The organism is Enterococcus quebecensis, assembly GCF_001730365.1.
Lineage (GTDB): Bacteria > Bacillota > Bacilli > Lactobacillales > Enterococcaceae > Enterococcus_L > Enterococcus_L quebecensis.
This window is the reverse complement of record NZ_MIKB01000016.1, coordinates 32,013-50,800: the sequence shown is the minus strand read 5'-3', so window position 1 is coordinate 50,800 and position 18,788 is coordinate 32,013. Positions and strand designations below refer to the sequence as shown.

General features: G+C 34.0%; 23 protein-coding genes. 5 read left to right on the top strand and 18 right to left on the bottom strand.

Annotated features, from left to right (window positions below; genetic code table 11):
• Positions 1-7 precede the first annotated feature (7 nt).
• The 5 genes from BCR23_RS11445 to BCR23_RS14925 all read right to left on the bottom strand — a co-directional run bounded on the left by BCR23_RS11445 (position 8) and on the right by BCR23_RS14925 (position 5,125).
• Complete coding sequence (locus tag BCR23_RS11445; RefSeq protein ID WP_010771984.1) at positions 8-268, bottom strand: hypothetical protein; 261 nt, start codon at positions 266-268, stop codon at positions 8-10.
• Positions 269-282: 14 nt separating this feature from the next.
• Entirely contained in the window at positions 283-777 is a 495-nt protein-coding gene (locus tag BCR23_RS11440) for a hypothetical protein (protein WP_069635618.1), read from the bottom strand.
• Positions 778-808: 31 nt separating this feature from the next.
• A complete protein-coding gene (gene esaA, locus BCR23_RS11435) occupies positions 809-4,189 on the bottom strand; it encodes a type VII secretion protein EsaA (RefSeq protein ID WP_083241959.1) in 3,381 nt (1,126 codons plus the stop codon).
• Between the two features lie 73 nt (positions 4,190-4,262).
• On the bottom strand, positions 4,263-4,559 hold the full coding sequence (locus BCR23_RS11430) for a WXG100 family type VII secretion target (RefSeq protein ID WP_010761887.1): 297 nt from the start codon (positions 4,557-4,559) through the stop codon (positions 4,263-4,265).
• Between the two features lie 293 nt (positions 4,560-4,852).
• Positions 4,853-5,125 carry a DUF6075 family protein gene (locus BCR23_RS14925; protein ID WP_338030595.1) on the bottom strand — a complete coding sequence of 91 codons (273 nt, stop codon included), beginning with the start codon at positions 5,123-5,125 and terminating at the stop codon, positions 4,853-4,855.
• A gap of 359 nt (positions 5,126-5,484) precedes the next feature.
• Between BCR23_RS14925 and BCR23_RS14980 the strand changes: the two genes are divergently transcribed.
• Positions 5,485-5,733, top strand: a complete 249-nt coding sequence (locus BCR23_RS14980; protein WP_276205078.1) for a tyrosine-type recombinase/integrase — start codon at positions 5,485-5,487, stop codon at positions 5,731-5,733.
• A 148-nt stretch (positions 5,734-5,881) separates the two neighbouring features.
• Here the strand turns inward: BCR23_RS14980 and rpsI are convergent, their stop codons facing one another.
• Positions 5,882-6,274 carry a 30S ribosomal protein S9 gene (gene rpsI, locus BCR23_RS11425; RefSeq protein WP_010762225.1) on the bottom strand — a complete coding sequence of 131 codons (393 nt, stop codon included), beginning with the start codon at positions 6,272-6,274 and terminating at the stop codon, positions 5,882-5,884.
• 13 nt (positions 6,275-6,287) lie between these two features.
• Positions 6,288-6,734, bottom strand: a complete 447-nt coding sequence (gene rplM / locus BCR23_RS11420; protein WP_303393681.1) for a 50S ribosomal protein L13 — start codon at positions 6,732-6,734, stop codon at positions 6,288-6,290.
• A gap of 364 nt (positions 6,735-7,098) precedes the next feature.
• On the opposite strand from rplM, the gene BCR23_RS11415 reads away from it, so the two are divergent.
• Both BCR23_RS11415 and argH read left to right on the top strand, forming a co-directional pair.
• Positions 7,099-8,304: an argininosuccinate synthase gene (locus BCR23_RS11415; protein ID WP_069635615.1), complete on the top strand. Its 1,206-nt coding sequence runs from the start codon at positions 7,099-7,101 to the stop codon at positions 8,302-8,304.
• Positions 8,305-8,489: 185 nt separating this feature from the next.
• Positions 8,490-9,893 carry an argininosuccinate lyase gene (gene argH / locus BCR23_RS11410; RefSeq protein WP_069635614.1) on the top strand — a complete coding sequence of 468 codons (1,404 nt, stop codon included), beginning with the start codon at positions 8,490-8,492 and terminating at the stop codon, positions 9,891-9,893.
• A gap of 35 nt (positions 9,894-9,928) precedes the next feature.
• On the opposite strand, the gene BCR23_RS11405 is transcribed toward argH, so the two are convergent.
• Together BCR23_RS11405 and BCR23_RS11400 are read right to left on the bottom strand one after the other, a co-directional pair.
• On the bottom strand, positions 9,929-10,417 hold the full coding sequence (locus BCR23_RS11405) for a Dps family protein (protein ID WP_069635613.1): 489 nt from the start codon (positions 10,415-10,417) through the stop codon (positions 9,929-9,931).
• Between the two features lie 123 nt (positions 10,418-10,540).
• Positions 10,541-11,278 carry a DUF5105 domain-containing protein gene (locus tag BCR23_RS11400; RefSeq protein WP_069635612.1) on the bottom strand — a complete coding sequence of 246 codons (738 nt, stop codon included), beginning with the start codon at positions 11,276-11,278 and terminating at the stop codon, positions 10,541-10,543.
• A gap of 404 nt (positions 11,279-11,682) precedes the next feature.
• On the opposite strand from BCR23_RS11400, the gene BCR23_RS11395 reads away from it, so the two are divergent.
• Together BCR23_RS11395 and BCR23_RS11390 are read left to right on the top strand one after the other, a co-directional pair.
• Positions 11,683-13,242: an Ig-like domain-containing protein gene (locus BCR23_RS11395; RefSeq protein WP_069635611.1), complete on the top strand. Its 1,560-nt coding sequence runs from the start codon at positions 11,683-11,685 to the stop codon at positions 13,240-13,242.
• 357 nt (positions 13,243-13,599) lie between these two features.
• On the top strand, positions 13,600-14,286 hold the full coding sequence (locus BCR23_RS11390) for a prepilin peptidase (protein WP_083241957.1): 687 nt from the start codon (positions 13,600-13,602) through the stop codon (positions 14,284-14,286).
• 109 nt (positions 14,287-14,395) lie between these two features.
• Here the strand turns inward: BCR23_RS11390 and BCR23_RS14780 are convergent, their stop codons facing one another.
• From BCR23_RS14780 to BCR23_RS11375, 9 genes are all read right to left on the bottom strand, one after another.
• On the bottom strand, positions 14,396-14,566 hold the full coding sequence (locus BCR23_RS14780; protein WP_167352171.1) for a hypothetical protein: 171 nt from the start codon (positions 14,564-14,566) through the stop codon (positions 14,396-14,398).
• A gap of 18 nt (positions 14,567-14,584) precedes the next feature.
• Positions 14,585-14,761: a hypothetical protein gene (locus BCR23_RS14775; protein ID WP_167352173.1), complete on the bottom strand. Its 177-nt coding sequence runs from the start codon at positions 14,759-14,761 to the stop codon at positions 14,585-14,587.
• Positions 14,762-14,790: 29 nt separating this feature from the next.
• A complete protein-coding gene (locus BCR23_RS14770; RefSeq protein ID WP_167352171.1) occupies positions 14,791-14,961 on the bottom strand; it encodes a hypothetical protein in 171 nt (56 codons plus the stop codon).
• Positions 14,962-14,979: 18 nt separating this feature from the next.
• Positions 14,980-15,156 (bottom strand): hypothetical protein, encoded by a 177-nt coding sequence (locus BCR23_RS14765; protein ID WP_167352172.1) that lies wholly within the window; start codon positions 15,154-15,156, stop codon positions 14,980-14,982.
• A gap of 32 nt (positions 15,157-15,188) precedes the next feature.
• Positions 15,189-15,359, bottom strand: a complete 171-nt coding sequence (locus BCR23_RS14760; RefSeq protein ID WP_167352171.1) for a hypothetical protein — start codon at positions 15,357-15,359, stop codon at positions 15,189-15,191.
• Positions 15,360-15,377: 18 nt separating this feature from the next.
• The gene (locus BCR23_RS14755; RefSeq protein WP_167352170.1) at positions 15,378-15,554 is read right to left on the bottom strand and encodes a hypothetical protein; all 177 of its coding nucleotides are present in this window, start codon (positions 15,552-15,554) and stop codon (positions 15,378-15,380) included.
• A 198-nt stretch (positions 15,555-15,752) separates the two neighbouring features.
• A complete protein-coding gene (locus BCR23_RS11385) occupies positions 15,753-16,271 on the bottom strand; it encodes a thioredoxin family protein (protein WP_069635610.1) in 519 nt (172 codons plus the stop codon).
• On the bottom strand, positions 16,272-16,673 hold the full coding sequence (locus BCR23_RS11380; RefSeq protein WP_069635609.1) for a thioredoxin family protein: 402 nt from the start codon (positions 16,671-16,673) through the stop codon (positions 16,272-16,274).
• Positions 16,674-16,677: 4 nt separating this feature from the next.
• On the bottom strand, positions 16,678-18,780 hold the full coding sequence (locus BCR23_RS11375) for an ATP-binding cassette domain-containing protein (RefSeq protein ID WP_069635608.1): 2,103 nt from the start codon (positions 18,778-18,780) through the stop codon (positions 16,678-16,680).
• Between the last annotated feature and the right edge of the window lie 8 nt (positions 18,781-18,788).

The window sequence follows — 18,788 nt, the reverse complement described above, 5'->3', positions numbered from 1 at the left end:
GGCCCCTTTACTTTTTCATCGTTTCTCTAACAACTAATTGATCCCCGTCGCCTAGTGCATAGTTCGCTAGAAGAACTTCTCCGTTTAGCTTAATTGACTTATTTATAATTTCTAACTCAAATGTTTCTGGTAAAGAGATGTTCAATAATTCTAGTGATTCTCTCAATAATTCTTTTAAACGATTTCCAGAAACTTTTATAGGAATCTGTAAATCAATAATTTGTTTGCCCACATGTAACCCAATACCAATAGATGTATCTTTCCTCATAAAATTCTACCTTCCTATCCTTTTTTTACCCATGTAGGAAATGCTCGACCTAATAAAATTCCGAGACCTATAACAAAGAGTCCACCGACTACACAAAATAAAATAAACCCGATATTGTTTCCTTGTTTTAACCCCGAATCCCCAGAATCTAAACTGTCATTCAAAACATATCCGCTAGAGAAAAGAAGGGGTGTTATTTGTTGGTTAACTGTACGTTGTGCTGGTGTTTCTTTCGTAAAAACTTCTTTTTGTGCATTTGTAATTAGCTTCATTTTTTCTTCATCTAATTGTTTATCCTGATCAGACATATCTTTCATAAATAATTGATGAATTGTAAAGGTAGCAGAATTACTCTGACTACCTTCATTTTTTTCGTAAATCACTTGATTATTTATTCTTAAATCGCCAGTATCAGCATAAACAGGAACACTTTGTAAGAAAATAAACAGTACAGGAAGAAGCAATCCTTTTAAAATCGTTTTTAAATCAATTTTCAGTCTATGTTGCATCGTTTTTCTCCCTTGCAAATAATAGAAAAGATCACGCTTTTACTTTTTTATCTTCTGGTTTCACCCAAAAATTCAATAGAATACCACTAACTGCTAGGATTACAAGAATCAGATAACTTGCCCAACCAATACTGCTTCCATTTAGCAATGCAGTAAAGCCGTTTTGAATATTTTGTAAAGGTGACACGCGATACAATATATTGGCGAATGTGCCTGTTTTAGTGGCTACTCCTAGTAATGGTGTCAGCATGAAGAATAGTCCTAATATTGCGCCGCTAAGATAAAGCGTCAGCACTCTGAACTGTCTCATACAGCCAAGTGTCAGCAGTAATCCCGCAAGTAAAACTAAAAAGGCATAACTAAACCAAGCTATTTTCGCATTCATTCCAACAACAAGACTCAAATTAAGGGCAAAAGCGATTGACAACGCCACGCTACTTAGCAGTATAACAATCACATTTGACGTATTGTACCAAGCTCTTGACGGATTCATTAGCAGGTCCGTTTTAGATACTTTTCTTCGCTTCATGTATTTTTGCATCGCGGTTGCGACCAAAATAATAATAAATGCAGCGATGATCGTTGCATAATATGGAATCAAAGAATTTTGTCTTGTTTTCCCAAAATCGCCTTTTTCTTGAATTGGATTTGATAGGAAGTTAAAGACTGTTGAATTATCCGAACCGCCATTTCTGGTATTAGAAAGGACTTTGTCAAAGGTTTCTGCATATTTCGCATTGTCATTTGTTTTTTCATGTACTTCAGTAACGGTTTTATCTAAGTTCGTTAAAATATCATTTGCATTTGTTTGCACCTTGTTTGTCGATTCTTTCAAGTTCTGAATAATAGGGGCAATGTCTTTGACTTGCGCTGCAGATTCTTCTGTTGATTTAGCCGTTTCTCTTGAACTACTAGCTAATGTCTGGATATTTTTCACCAAGTTTTCAGTAGTAGAGTTGATTGCAGCCGTATCATTCTTATCAGGATGTGCATTTGTATCCGTGATAACAGATTCTGGTGCTACTCGTTCTGTTTCTTTCCAAGAATTATATGTCCCATCGATTTCTTGGCTTGCTTTATCGAACCACTCACCTAAAATAGAGGCTTCTTGTAACATCATATCTGGTACAGTCATTAAATTTAACGTGCCGTATAACGTCATCGCTTCGCCTTCATTTTTATCGGTACTTGTTCCGATTGTAGCGTTTAATTTGTCGATCTGCTCTACAATATCGTTATATAGACTCTCTCCGTTTGCCCTATAATTTTTATAGAGTGACTCCGAAATTTGTGAAACTTTTTTAGTATCCGTGACATTATCATATAGCCAATAAACAGAATTAGGTGTAGCTAGCTCATTGAATGATTTATCTGGATTGCTTGTCACATAGCCAGCAAAGCTAACAACATCTTGTTGAGTCGGATCAGCGTATATAGTAGTTAATTTCTCAGCAGCTGATGTTAAGGTTGTAAAAAGGCTGAAAAGTTCAGGTAAATCTTGCTTTAGAGGCTGGTCTTTGTCTATATAAGCAGCCAATTGCCCAGACGATGTTACTACATTGTTTGATTTCCAGAAATAATTACATTGATAATATTCATTATGATCACTAGAATCATTCGGATATGTCCATTGTATTTGGGATTCAAATGTGTACGACATGTTAGAATTCGCAGGTACTTTGGGCGGTTTAGTACTTTCAGTGTCCTTAAGTATAATTGCTATCGTTAGCTGTGTTTCATCATTAGAAACTGTTGCGGTATAGTCTGAACCAGATAAATTACGAAGGATTTCTCTTTCTAAATTCCCTCTGATCGTTGCCATATTAATAACTTCGACTCTATCTCCGCTTCCAGTATTAAATATATGTCCAAATTGTAAACTCTGATTGGCCCGCTTCAAATCTATATTAACTGTGTTCGTTACATTGAATTTAGATGAAATATCTTCTTTAGGAACCGTTGACAGTATGTTAAATTGATTACCATTCCCAGCGGTGAGAGTAGGATCATAATGCGTCACCAAATTATATGAAGCACTTAGTTTGTCACTTTCTGATTGCGTAAGTAGTCCATCACCTAAAAGTTTTGCTAAGAGTATCGGAAATTCCGTACTCGAAGGAAGGGCCTGTTCTTGTAATTTTTGAAGTTCGTTCTTTACAGCAGTTAAGTATTCTCCATCTTCCTTAATCTCAGAATCTTTATCAACAGGTGATATTAATTTTGAAATAGCTAGTTTCACTTGTTCTTCTGTTGCTGTTTCTGGATTAGCGCTTATATCGTTGTAGTATTTTTCAGCAACATCTTCTTTTAAAGCGGTTAATTCAGTTACTTGTTTTTCCAGATCTTTTATTTCACTTGTTAGCTCTTCTATTCTCTTACTTTGAGTTCCTTTAAATGCATAAGCATTCGTTAAGAAATTTGCGTAAACACCAGTGTCCTTAGATTCTTCAGATCCTTTTGTAAGAAACAGTCCTAATTGATTTTTTATACTATCATCAAAACCATCAAATTGAGCTTTATATCCCTTCAAATCGTTTTGCCATTGATTTTCTAATTGTTCTTTTTGCAGCTCAAATTGTTCATTGAACTGTTTAATGGATGTTTCTAATTTTTCATTTGCTTCATCTGCATAATCATTCACAGATTTCTGTACTTCCTCTGTTGATTGGCTATTGGCTTCTAAACCAGTATTGTTACTTTCCATTAACTGCTTCACTGATTCAACAAATGCTTTTTGTTCAGATGTAAACATTTTATTGTCTTCATCCAAGATACTTGCTGTATCAATAACATTTGAAAAATTAGTTGGCACTTCTTTAAATGGTAAATAAATTGTTTTCTCCAAATTATTTTTGTGGTTTGCTTCCAATCCAACAATTTGATTGACGTTTTGTTGGGCTTCCGACAGATTTCCTACAATACTTGAAAAATACATTTGTACAATTCTTTGATTGAAATCTTTTAAAATATCATTCACTTTTCCCTGAATCGCTTGATTGGTTATCTCATTTTGACCTTCTCTTACTTGATACTCTACTAAAGCTTTTTCAGGATTTATACTCTGCAATGAAAGCAATCGCTCAGAGAAATCTTGCGGAATAATAATCTGTGCATCAAATTGTCCATCTGCAACGCCACGACTAGCAATGTCTCTGGTCGTTGTCTCCCAACGGTTAGCAGTATCTTGATTGATCAATGTGACAAAATCGGTTCCTAAAGAGTATTTTCTCCCTTCAAAAAGAGTTCCTTTATCTTCATTTACCAACACATACTGCATTTTCGTTACCTTTTCATTAGACGTTTGTTGGATATTATCGCTTTTAAACCCAATATAAGAAAGAATAGATAAGAACAATATGCTACCAACAACAATCGAAATAATAGGAAGATACTTTTTTAGTTTGTTTTTCAATTTGCTCTTCTCTCCTAAAGAAAAAGCGCCCGCGCAATGAATTGCACTGACGCTTTTTTATTTCAAAATTAATTTAGTTTAAACCGAAAGAACTTGCATCTTGTTGGTCACGTTGTGCTACTGTGTCAGCATATTTGTTCAATTGACTATTGATACTGATCAACAATTCTTCCATTTTTTTAACGTTACCTTCTAATTGATTGTATTGTTCTAAATACGATTGGAACGCTTGACCTTTCCACTCTTGTGCGATTTGTTGATTCATTGAATTTACTTTACGAATCGCATCTTGGATTTGTTGTTGTGATTGTGTATAAACCTTTGCTTGTGATTTCAGTTGCTCGGGTGTGACGGAAATTGCTCCTGCCATTATGATCTCTCCTACTCTGTAATAAAATTTTTTACATAAATAAGTATATCCGTCAATAAGTATGCTTGTCAATGGTTTTTAGAAACAAAACAAGATTTAAAGGCAACTCTTCAGTCTTAATTGAATATTTTTATTTTTTTAAAGGCAAAATATATTATTTATTTGTAATTTTTTTTATTCAATTAATATAAATGTAAACTGATTGCTTGTAGATAAAACTCCCTCATCTTTAAATCCGAGAATAGATTACTCATTGAATTAATTTTTATAAAATTATTCCAGTTTTCTTTTTGTTATCCATTAAAATCAAGATTCAATTTATGTTGATAGACTTGATTACTAAAACCAAATAAGTAATCTTCGTACAGATTAAATGCTAAAATCGTTAAACGAGTAGACTCTTTGGTTTGCCAATCTGCCAAAATAGACTCATGTTGAGTACCCTTATCTCCAGAATAGATTTCGTCAAAATGCGTTCTGGTTACTTCTGCTAGTCCTAAAAAATAAATTAAAGAGAACTCATGACAATTAACCGTTTTACCTTTTATATTTCCTTCAAAAAATATTATATGTTCTTAGTTTTTGAATATAAGATCTCTATTCATATTAGTATCTCCTATATAATTTTCTATTTAGATTAATGTATATAAATAAATGTTTATTTTACAATAAGTTTGCGATTTAACAGATTACAAGACAATATACATAACATTATTTTTAGCCATGTTCAAAGAACACCTAACAGATATCCTTTAATAGGAACATCCTTTAGGTGCCTTTTTACTCAACCGATGAAGCGATACTATAAACAAACCTCTCTGACTATTTTTAATTTTCTAATCAACCTCAGCAATTTCTATTTACCTATGTCAATCAAAAAGGTGATGTAACCCAACCACTCCATACAGATTGACTGAATAATAAATTGAACCAACTAGAGAAGAAATATGGCCTTCATCATATTATACCTCACAGTTTAAGACATACTTTTGTTTCCGACCTATTGAATCAAGGGAGTGATGACTTAATTATCAAAGCTCTTGTCGGACACGGAGAAACTTCTAACATGATTCGAGATGTTTATGGTCATGCTAATGAACAGTTAAAAGTTGATACAACCAAACAGTTAGAGGCGTACAGGAAAGCTAATCCAGGTGAAACAGTTACGAGTTAATCAATAAGTTGTAACCAAATAAAAAAAGACACCTTCCAAAAAATGGAAAGTGTCTTGAACTGTTGCAATTGAATGGTACTCAATTTCTTGCGAAATCTCCGTCCCATATTGTGTTCGTAAGCGAATAAATTCGCAACGACTCCAACAATTAACGTTTTGAGAACTGTGAAGCTTTACGGGCTTTCTTAAGACCTGGTTTTTTACGTTCTACCATACGGGCATCACGAGTAAGAAGTCCAGCGCGTTTTAAAGCAGCACGGAAATCAGGATCTACTTCTAATAATGCACGAGCGATTCCGTGACGGATCGCACCTGATTGACCAGAGTAGCCTCCACCATTAACGTTTACCATTACATCATAAGCGCCTTTAGTTTCAGTTACACCAAATGGTTGGTTGATAACTTCACGCAAGTCAGCGTGTGGAATATATTCTTCAACGTCTTTTTTATTTACAGTAATTTTACCAGTACCAGGTACTAAACGTACGCGGGCAACTGCATTTTTACGACGGCCAGTGCCGATATATTGTACTTGTGCCAATGAATTTCCCTCCTTAAATTAGGTTAGTGATATCTAATACTTCTGGTTGTTGTGCAGCGTGTGGATGCTCAGCTCCACCGTATACATTCAACTTAGTAAATTGTTTACGGCCTAAAGTGTTTTTAGGAAGCATACCTTTTACAGAAGTTTCGATTAAACGACGAGAATTTTTATCGCGTAATTCACCAGCAGTAACAGACTTCAACCCACCTGGGTATTGGCTGTGACGGTAGTAAATTTTGTCAGAAGCTTTGTTACCAGTTAATTTAATTTTGTCAGCATTAATTACAATTACGAAATCTCCAGTATCCACATGTGGTGTGAATGTTGGTTTATTTTTTCCACGTAAGATAGAAGCAACTACAGTTGATAGACGTCCCATTGGGATATCTGTTGCATCTACTACATACCATTTACGTTCTACTTCGCCAGATTTGGCCATATATGTTGTACGCACGATTCTTTCCTCCAATTTTCTATTCGATGTTTGACATTCACTTGAGTTTCCGGGGCTCATTGTGGGGCAAACAATACCATTTAACATGATACCTTCTATTACTAGTAAAGTCAATGAATTTCTGTGGTTTCCCTCGATTTTTCTTATACTTTTTTCTTGTACAAAAAGATCTTACTCTATAGAAAATGAAAAACACAAAAAAGTACGTACTGTATATTATGCAATCCAACCAAATAATAATGAATATTATTTCTTTAAATAGCTTGAAAATGAATATTTATTTAATAAATCGATTGATTTTTGTATTTCCAAGTGCTATGATGAATACAATCAAAAAAAGACAATTAGAAAACAAGGAGTGTTCTCGATGAAAGAAAAAGTTGTTTTAGCCTATTCTGGAGGATTAGATACCTCTGTCGCTGTTAAATGGTTAGTGGATGAAGGGTACGATGTGATTGCTTGCTGTTTGGATGTTGGTGAAAAGAAAGATTTAGACTTCATCAAAAACAAAGCTTTAGCAGTTGGCGCCTCAGCTTCTTATACCATTGATGCAAAAGAAGAATTCGCTCAAGAATTTGCCTTAATTGCATTGCAAGGTCACACATTTTATGAACAATCTTATCCGTTAGTTTCTGCTTTATCTCGCCCGCTGATCGCTAAAAAATTAGTTGAATTAGCTAAAGAAACAGGGGCAACAACGATTGCCCACGGTTGTACAGGAAAAGGGAATGATCAAGTACGTTTTGAAGTAGCCATCAACGCTCTTGCACCCGATATCAATGTGATTGCTCCCGTCCGTGAATGGAAATGGTCCCGTGAAGAAGAAATCAACTACGCAAAAGAAAATGGTGTACCAGTCCCAGCAGATTTGGATAATCCTTATTCTGTTGACCAAAATCTTTGGGGACGTGCCAACGAATGCGGTATTCTAGAAGATCCATGGGCGACACCACCAGAAGGCGCGTATGAATTAACTGCTAGTTTAGAGGATGCCCCAAATGAAGCGGATATTATTGAGCTGACTTTTGTCGAAGGTGTCCCAACAGCCATCAACGGCAAAGAAATGATACTTTCAGAGTTAATCCTTAATTTAAATGACTTAGCTGGAAAACACGGCATTGGGCGTATTGATCATGTAGAAAATCGTTTAGTCGGAATCAAATCCCGTGAAGTTTACGAATGTCCAGCAGCCATTACCTTGATGACCGCCCATAAAGAGCTGGAAGATTTAACATTTGTGCGTGAAGTCGCACATTTCAAACCGATTATTGAAAATCAATTATCTCAAATTATTTATAATGGATTATGGTTCAATCCATTAACTGAGGCATTGATTGCTTTCTTAACGTCTACTCAAAAATACGTAAACGGCATTGTACGAGTGAAATTATTCAAGGGACACGCTATTGTTGAAGGACGTAAATCAGAGAACAGTCTATATAATGAAAACCTAGCCACTTATACATCTGCCGATACATTTGATCAGGATGCTGCTGTAGGATTTATCAAACTTTGGGGATTGCCTACAAAAGTACATGCCGAAGTCCAAACTTCACTAAACAAAAATAACTAATAATCATTGATAGCAAAGCTTATTACAACGGATAACAGGAATTTTGATTAAAAAATAATCCTTATACGCTTTGCTATTATCTCAATAAACACTTTTTATAGTAAAAACGATATCCTCTAATACCTAAAAACAGATATTCCCTTTCTTGCCAAAATGAATAATCATACATAAACGAGGTGTTAATAATGGAAAAATTGTGGGGAGGCCGCTTTGAAGGAAAAAGCGAAGCCTGGATCGATGCCTTCGGTGCTTCGATCCCTTTTGATCAAAAATTAGCCAAACAAGATATTACTGGAAGCTTAGCTCATGTAAAAATGTTAGCGAAAACAGGGGTTTTAACTAATAAAGAAGCTGAACAAATCACTTCGGGACTGAATACTATTCAAAAAAAATTAGCCACAGGTGAACTTGAATTCAGTATAAAAAATGAAGATATCCACTTAAATATAGAAAAACACTTGCATGAAGAAATAGGAACTGTAGCCGGGAAATTGCATACAGGCCGCAGCAGAAATGATCAAGTGGCCACAGATATGCATCTCTATCTGAAAGAAGCTGTTCAAGAAATCATCGAAGAAACCCACTTATTTCGGCAAGTGTTGGTTAGTAAAGCGGAGGAAAATGTTGACACTATCATGCCTGGCTACACTCATTTACAACACGCACAACCTATCTCATTTGCCCATCATATGATGGCTTATTATGGCATGCTGACAAGAGACCAAGAACGTTTTTCAGAAAGTTTAAAACGCATCGATATTTCTCCATTGGGCTGTGCTGCACTGGCTGGAACGACCTTCCCAATTGATCGAACGTATTCAGCTGAGTTGTTGGGGTTTTCTTCAATCTACGAAAATAGTTTGGACGGTGTTAGTGATCGAGACTTTATACTAGAGTTTCTTAGTAATAGTTCTATCTTAATGATGCACCTTTCTCGTTTTTGTGAAGAAATCATTTTATGGTGCAGCCATGAATTTCAATTTATTGAACTCACTGACACCTTTTCCACAGGAAGTTCCATCATGCCCCAGAAAAAAAATCCAGATATGGCTGAATTGATCCGTGGAAAGACAGGTCGTGTATACGGCAATTTATTCAGCCTCTTAACAGTTTTAAAAGGATTACCTTTAGCTTATAACAAAGATCTACAAGAAGACAAAGAAGGAATGTTTGATACCGCTCATACGGTTCTAACTAGTTTGAAAATCATGACTGGGATGATAGAAACAATGTCACTAAATAAAGACGTCATGGAACAATCAACTGAAAAAGATTTTTCAAACGCAACAGAACTTGCAGATTACCTAGCAAACAAAGGAATACCTTTTAGACAAGCCCATGAAATAGTTGGTAAATTGGTATTGGCATGCACAAAAAAAGGAATCTACTTACAGGATATCTCTCTAGAAGAGTATCAAGCGATTACACCTTTAATTGAATCAGATATCTACCCAACGCTTTCATCAAAAACAGCAATCGAACGTCGACACTCATACGGTGGAACAGGATTTGATCAAGTACAAGCTGCGATCCAACGTAGCAAGTTACAGCTGGAAAGCGAGAAAACAAAAAAGGCTTATGAAAGATAGCAAGCTATCTTTCATAAGCCTTCAAATTCTTTAAATTAACGAGTTTTCGCACGTGAATCTGCATCAATACCAGGCGCCTTACCTAATTTTGCTTGTAGCATCCAGATATTTTTCTCGATATCTGTTTTATTTGCAATAAAGATATCTTGCGTAGAATCGTCGCCTTCTTCACCAGATACGTCAATTCCTTTTTGGTATAGATCTGCTAAATAGCGGTAACCTTCTACTAGTTTTTCCATACGTTCAGGAATTGTGCGCTCATATGTGCCGATTTCATCTTCAATGCCAGTATGGTCTGCAAATTCTTGTAATGTTGAGTAAGGAGCACCGTCCAATGTGATTAGACGCTCAGAAATAACATCTAATTGGTCATTGATTTGATCCATATATTCGTCCATTTTAGGATGCAATGTTAAGAACTCTGGTCCACGCATATACCAATGTGTTTGGTGAATTACTACTGAAAACTGGCTTAAGTCTGCAACTAATTGATTCAAAACTTCTTTAGTTTGTTCAAATTTCATTATACATCATCCTCCTAAATAGTTATCTACACCCATAATTGTAGTACGAACTGACGGAAAAGTACACTAAAATCGTTCATTTTTATAATATTTTTAATTTAATAATAATTATAAACTACAACGTTAATCATCATTAGGAATCGGTAATGTATCCAACGAATCAACGATTTCTTTGGCAACTTCATTCAACGCATCTTGTAGTTCTTTATTCATCGCATCTAAGTCTTTCGAACCTGAAATAAATGACATAAACAAATTAGATACTGCTTTTTTTTGATTTTTTGGTACAAACCACTTACCTTTTTCTTTTTCTAAATGCAATTTAAGTTCAACTGGATCTGTTTTGATTTTAATTGCTTTAACTCGCTCTTCTAAAATAGAAAAAGTAGCTTCCAGCGTTTTTTGATCATCCTTAGCTACTTCTGGATTCGCTAAAGTTTCTTTTACCAACTGCCTAGTCATCTCTTGCATTGCGCTTACTAAATCTAAGCCAGTAACATAGTAAGTAATCGTAGCTCCCGTTTTTGTTTCATCTATATTGACGAGTTTATAGGTTGTTTTTTCTTTTGTTTGTTGTAACAGTTCTTTTGTTAACTCATCTGCCTGCTTTTCTGGAACCTTTGCTCCCGTAGACGATAAGCCTTTTGCAAAATTTTCTTCAAATGTTTTACTATTTTCATCTAGTTCTTTTCCAGCTTGCTTACCATCACGAAATTCCTTAGCAAACTTACTCTCTTCTTTTTGATACACGAGACGCTCAACAAACAATTCGCCAGCATCTTCAGCTGAGATCCCTCGAGCTCCACAACTTGTCAAAAAAAGGCCTGCTAAAACCAAAGAAGTAATCCATAATTTCTTCATTTTCTTCCCTCCATTCTCTTGGCTAAATGAAAGATAAATAATCCTCTTATCTAAAGATCATGAAATCTTTGCTTTTTTTATTTTTGTTCAAAAAAATATGCTCGTGTAATTAAAAAATTTACCATTTCCAGTAAAGACTTCGCTTATCTCTCAGAATTTTATTCTATCCCAAATCCTACCGCCTTCTATCTGTATATTCTATTATACCCCACCACTTAACGAAAAACTATTATTCTTCAACAAACAACACACACCCGAAATAAATAGACATATAAGTTTATTTACTTTACAATTAGATTAATATAAAAATAACGAATAAAAAACAAAATATTTTCGATTTTTATTCAAATAAGCTTAACGCCATTTAATAATGATAAAATTTAAACAAAAAAAGGAGAATGGATATGTCAAAACTTTCAGTAAAAAAAATTTTATTTTTTGTAATTTCATCGTTTTTTCTATTTTTATGTGTGAATATCGAACATGCTTCAGCAAATGAAGTCCCTAACTCAGGTGATGAAGTTTATATTCCAGATGAAAATTTAAGAACCGGAGTAATTAATTATATCCGACTACAGGATATTTCCGATGTATCAGATAATATTGTCCGAAAAGCTCACATGGCTGCCCTATCACAAGTAACTGTTTGGGAAGCGGTTTCTGATTTAACTGGATTAGAGCATCTGACAAGAGTAACGGGTGTCGTGGTTGACATAAGAAAAGGTAACGTAAGTGATTTATCGCCTTTAAAAAATATAAAGTTGAACCAACTTATTATGCCAAATCACAACGTTTCGGATCTGTCTCCATTGAGAAATCAACAAATGTATCTTTTTAATTTACCCAATAATAAAATAACTTCTCTGGCAGATTTAAATATGACAAACATGCGCATCGTCGACGTTTCCGAAAATCACATATCCGACATAAGCAATATCCCAACAACAACAGGTATGGTAATGGCGTTAGACCAAACAATAACAAATAGACCCATTTCATTTTCAGAATCTATTACACTTGATTTGGTAAAACACGTATCAAACTATGCATTTTCAGATGTTAAAGATAGCATTTTCAATATCACTGAAAATGGTAATGTAGATCCATCATATACTAAAATCACCTGGAACAATTTGCTTGATAATACAAAAGAATTAACCTATGAATTTGATCGGCGTTATCAATGGCCAGTAGATTCCAGAAAGAACAACAATGTTTATTACAGTGGAAAAGTCATCCAACCTATCTTAGAAGATGAGGTCATTATTCCTGACAAAAATTTAAGAAAAGGCGTATTAGAAGCTTTATCAATAGCTGGGATTCAAATTAACAATGATATTATCACTAAAAAACACATGAAGCAGCTAACTTCAGTATATGCGTGGGGAGTAAAAGATTTAACAGGCCTAGAGTATGCTAAAAATGAAAACGGAATTCAATTATTTATAGCGAATGGGGCAGTCAATGATTTATCCCCAATCGCAGATATTAAACTGACAAAATTTATTGCTCCCAATAATGAAATATCAAGTCTATCCTCACTAAAGAATCAACAATTAGAAAAGCTTGTGGTTTCAGGGAATAATCTAACTTCATTAGAAGGGATTAACCCAGTTAACCTCCAGCTGGTAGATATATCAACTAATCAAATATCCGACATTAACATTTTGACACATGTGAAGATAATTGACGCAACAAATCAAGAAATCATCTTGCCTCCTGTAGACTTTAACACGGATCATACAATTGATTTAGTGAAATCAATTGAGACAAAACCTTTTAAGTACGGGGAAATTGGTAGCATTTCAAATAATGGTGTTGTAGATTTTAAAGAGGCTACAATCCGATGGTCAAACTTATCCTCAGAAATAGAAAACGTTAGTTATGCATTTTACAAAATGGAGAACGATTACAATCAAGGAGCCTTCAAGTTTAGTGGAAAGGTCATTCAACCCTTCCATTAAGAAGAGTAATTAATATTTGTTTAGTACAGAGAGATTTTAAAGAATCTGAGACAAAACTAAAAACAGTTTTGTCTCAGGGATTAAAATCAACAAAGAAATTATCTACAACGCTACATTTCGATAACATCACTTTCTATTTTAAGGATCTAAAACTTCAGAAATGAGCACATATCACACACACCGTTATTCCTTATTGAAAAGCGACAGCCTCCGTTATACCGTTCCTATATCCATATCAATTACTATTTTCCCCACTACCTCGCTTCACTTCTTATTTTCATCATTTCCAATAAAAAAGAAATTACCTAATAAAAAAAACTGTTCATTGCGTATTTATCATATGAAAGGAGATTTTTTATGTGGTTTATTTCGTTTATTTTTGGAAGTGTAATTGGTTCTTTCCTTTGTTTAATTGCAGAACGTGTTCCTCTTAGAAAGTCAATTCTCACACCAGCTTCACAGTGTTCCTATTGCAAAACAAAATTACTGTTCTTTGAATTAATTCCAATCATCGCTATCTTGCTATTAAGGTTTCGTTGCCGTCATTGCAAGCATAAACTATCTGTCAGTTATTTTTTTAGTGAACTTATTTGTGGTTTCCTGTTTACAATAACAAGCTTCAATGATGCTAATTCTATGTACATTCTTTTCTTCTTACTAACTGCTTTTACTTTGACTTTAACTGATATTTTTTATCTAATTGTTGAACCAAAGATTTTCTATCCATTTGCAGTGCTAGTATGCTTAGCTCATTATTCTTTAGGACTACCAATACACTTATTTACAGGTACATTCCTATTTGTTAGTTTATTTAGCTTCAATTTTATACTTCCAAATTCTATCGGCGGAGGGGATATCCTTTTGGTAACATTATGGGGGATACTACTAGGAAATACATCACTTATTATTTTACTATTTGTTTCAAGTAGCAGTGCGCTATTGTTTTTGATATTTTTCCGATTTATTTTCGGAAAAAAAATACAACAGCTTCCTTTTGTTCCTTTTTTAAGTTTCGGTTTATTCTTTGTACTTTTTTGTATATAAATAACGAGATAAAGACGGAAATGTCTTTATCTCGTTTCACCTGCTGTTATTCTTTTCCAAATAATTCCAGCCCAAGCAGTGACTTATAGATATAGATTATGATTTTATGCTAATTACAAATGAAACCTAAGCCCCAAATATTAATTACACATTTCCAACCTGCATTGATCTCTTCCAATGTTGCCTCATCCAACTGCTTTAATCCTTGTACCTGTTGTACTTTTACCTCGCCTGATTCTAATTTTGATTCTAATTCGTTTAAAATTTCTTCTTGATTCATCTCTTATTCCTCCTTGTTTTATTTTCTACAGAAAAAGCCCCAGCCATTCCAAACAATCAAACATCCTGCTCCTCCAGCTACTTCTTCCTGACTCTCAATATCCAATGCCTGCATACTTGATACTTTACGCATTTCGATTTCGCCAGCTTCTAACCCTGCTCTTAGTTTATTTACGATATCCATTTCTTTATTCATAATTGTTTCTCCTCTTTTTTTATTTTTTATTAGTTACAAATGAAGCCTAGGCCCCAAATATTAATTACACATTTCCAGCCTGCATTGATCTCTTCCAGTGTTGCCTCGTCCAGCTGCTTTAATCCTTGTACCTGTTGTACTTTTACCTCGCCTGATTCTAATTTTGATTCTAATTCGTTTAAAATTTCTTCTTGATTCATCTTTTATTCCTCCTCGTTTTATTTTCTACAGAAAAAGCCCCAGCCATTCCAGACAAACCAACATCCTGCTCCTCCAGCTACTTCTTCCTGACTCTCAATATCCAATGCCTGCATACTTGATACTTTGCGCATTTCGATTTCGCCAGCTTCTAACCCTGCTCTTAGTTTATTTGCGATATCCATTTCTTTATCCATAATTGTTTTCCCTCTTTTTCTTTATTTTTTTATTAATTACAAATGAAACCTAAGCCCCAAATATTAATTACACATTTCCAACCTGCATTGATCTCTTCCAGTGTTGCCTCGTCCAGCTGCTTTAATCCTTGTACCTGTTGTACTTTTACTTCGCCTGATTCTAATTTTGATTCTAATTCGTTTAAAATTTCTTCTTGATTCACCTTTTATTCCTCCTAATTTTATTTTCTACAGAAAAAGCCCCAGCCATTCCAGACAAATCGACAACCTGCTCCTCCGGCTACCTCTTCTTGACTATTAACATCTAGCTCGTGCATACTTGATACTTTACGCATTTCAATTTCGCCAGTTTCTAACCCAGCTCTCAATTGTTTTACGATTTCTATTTCTTTATTCATGATTGTTTTCCCTCTTTTTCTTTATTTTTTTATTAATTACAAATGAAACCTATAAATATTGTTTACATACATATACTAACTTCTTTAAACCTTGCTTTATCTATCTTCTATTCAAAACAGCGAAATATGACCATTTGCTGAACAAACTTGCTCTTTTTCCTGCTTTTATTTGATTTGCTCGTTTATAATCTAATTTTTTCATAGTCTATTCTTCCTTTCGATATTTTCCATAATCCATTTCTCAACATTTTCTATTGCTATACCATTTTCAGGGGTCCACTCTTCTTTAGAAACTAACTTTCCCTTTTCAAATTTAGCTAGGGTAGGTGTATACAGTAGTTGGTATCTTTCTTTAAATAATTCCCAAGCCTTCTCATCTTTCCTCAACTCTGCTGCGTTGAGATAGACCAAAGAATCCTGTAACTTATATTCCTTGATTAATCCAATTAAATGAGGTTCAAACTCATTACAGTCTCCACAAGTAGGTCGACCGAAATATACATAGAAATCTTCCTTGTCTGCAACCTTAGTTTCAAAGTTCTCAACCGTAACAGCATTCAGATAATTGTAAATTTCTGGATAGCTTTTTTTCGCCAGAGTCAGTTCTTCTTTTTGTCTTTCTAACTCATCATTTGCTGATACAACCTTAGTTATTAACAAAATATTACCTACTAAGAAAAGACTGGCTGCCATTATGATAAATTTTGTTTTTTTCATCTAAGACACGCCCCCTTTAAGGAGTGTTTTTGTCTCTTCCAAGCTGATGCTACCCTCTACACGGCTAATTTTATCTTGTTTAATCATTAAAATTGTTGGCGTAGTTGTAATATTATGCTCTTTTAAAAATGAACCGTTTTTTCTGTTGTTTGTATCCATATAGTAAACCTCTGTTTTAGTGTCATTGATGGCTTTTTGTAGAATTGGCTTATATTCGTTACAAGATGCGCATGAACGATTTCCAATCAAGACATATAGATCCTCATCTTTTTTACTCATCTCCACTATTTGCTCTGCATCGATCTTATTTTTTGTATAGTCTTTTGTTGTATCTTTACTAAAATATAAGAAGCCAGCTATTGCTACTACAGTTATAATTCCAATTAATAGACTTTTTTTCACCTGATCACTCCTCCTTACTCAATTTTTTTATCTGTAACACTTCATCTGCACAGTTTAAGATCTCTTCTTCATGACTAATTAAGATCACTATTTTATCTTTTTGATATGCCAATTTTTGTAGTTCTTTAACTAGCATTTTTTTTGACGTATCGTCTAAATTACCTGTAGGCTCATCAAAGATATAAATACTCTTATTTTGATAAAGCGCCCGCATGATTAATATCTTCTGTTTCTGACCTTGAGAAATATTGACTCCATCAGTCTGTAGTAGGTAGTTATTACTCATACCTAAGTTAAAAATATCCTGATATCCAATTTTTTCTTGCTCAGACAATGTTTCATTAAACACTTTATAACGAATATTTCGTCCAACCGTATTCCCATAAACGTTAAATTCTGGGGAATACATACTAATGAACTCATTGATATTTTCCATTTTTAAAGATGTCTTTTCTAGTTCATTTTTATTAAAAGCAAATGTCCCAGAATCAGGTTCCAAAATACCAGATAAGAGTTTTACGAAGGTAGACTTACCTGCTCCATTTTCACCTTTGATACCGTAAATATTGCCAGACCTCATCTGAACATTTACTTTATCCAATATAAGCTGATCTTCTTCATAGCTAAAAGTTAAATCTTTAATAGATAGCTCTTTAATCTCCGAAAGGTTCAATTCATGTTTTGTCGCTTCTAGCTTTTCTGTACTATAATCATCTGAACTTTGAATGTGATCAATAGCGACTGTACTTTTTTGGTAAGATAACCAATTTTCAATAACTGGTGCTAAGCTGCTTAAGATAATTGAAATAATCAATATTCCATTGCTATTATCCAAAATCTGCTGACTACCACCTAAAATTGTCAAAAATCCTAAAACAATAAAAGTACTCAGGCTCATCAATGTCAGAAATGACTGATAGACGGATCCAATCTGCAATTCAGAAGAAAAGCTAGCTATTCTTGCTTCTAAAAACTCACTCATCTTACTTTGTAGAAAGTCCTCAGATTGTTTATTTTTAGAAAATAAATTGATATCTAACGATGTTTTTATATTATTTTCTACAGAAGCTGAAAAGGCAGATGATTTACCAATGATATTTAATTCATTATTTTTAACTGTTTGAATATTTCTTTTTAGATATATTGCAAAGATAGTTGTCCAAAACAGTAGTAACAACATCAAATAGAAGGAGAATTTTACTAAAAGTAATGATAAAAATAAGACATACACTACATTTAATTTAAAATAGAACTTCTGAACTAACCCTGACACAGAATAAATTAAGTTCCAAAAATAACCAGTTACATTATCACAATTTTTCCCAGAATCTAAGTCATTAATTTTCTGTTTATAATAATTTAAAAGTACCCGCTCCTGCATCTTGTTCTCCAATAATATCCTCTGTTTCCCTTCCTTTAGATTGACATAATAGAAGAGAATAATTGTCCAAAAAACAATCAGTCCTGGTAATACAATCTCACTGACACTAGAATATTCTGAAGTTTGAGACATAAACATCTGTATAACAAATGTTGATATAAGAGGCAATAAATATTTTGCTAACAGCAATAATGCCATATTTACTTTCAACTTCAATGGAAGTTCATTCATCAATTCTTGATAAAGCACAGTGCCGATACTTTTACTTTCATCCTGTTTGAAACTTTCCAACTCTTCTAAAACCACAGGTTCGCCCATGCCTTCAATGTATATAAGAAACCCCAAGAAAATCGATTGTAAATACTCTTCATCGTATTCTTTAATTTCTGGTTCAGCTGGATTAGAAATAATATATCTATTATTTTCTATCTTATGAAGAACAATATAATGGGCACATCCGTCATTTTCCACCACCAGCACCATCGGAAAATTATCTAGTTTTCGTATTTCATTAAAATCGCTTAGCGTATACGCATTGGATTTCACACCATATTTCAACAATATACGATTCAACTCTCCAAGAGATAGCCCTTGATCTTTTTTTATACTATAACTTTTATATAACTCTTTAGTATTTTTGATCTTTACTTCAAGTTGCTCTAACACTGTTCTTAAAGAGGCAATCCCGCAATCAGTACTGGATTTTTGCATATAATGAGCATACATTCAATCCA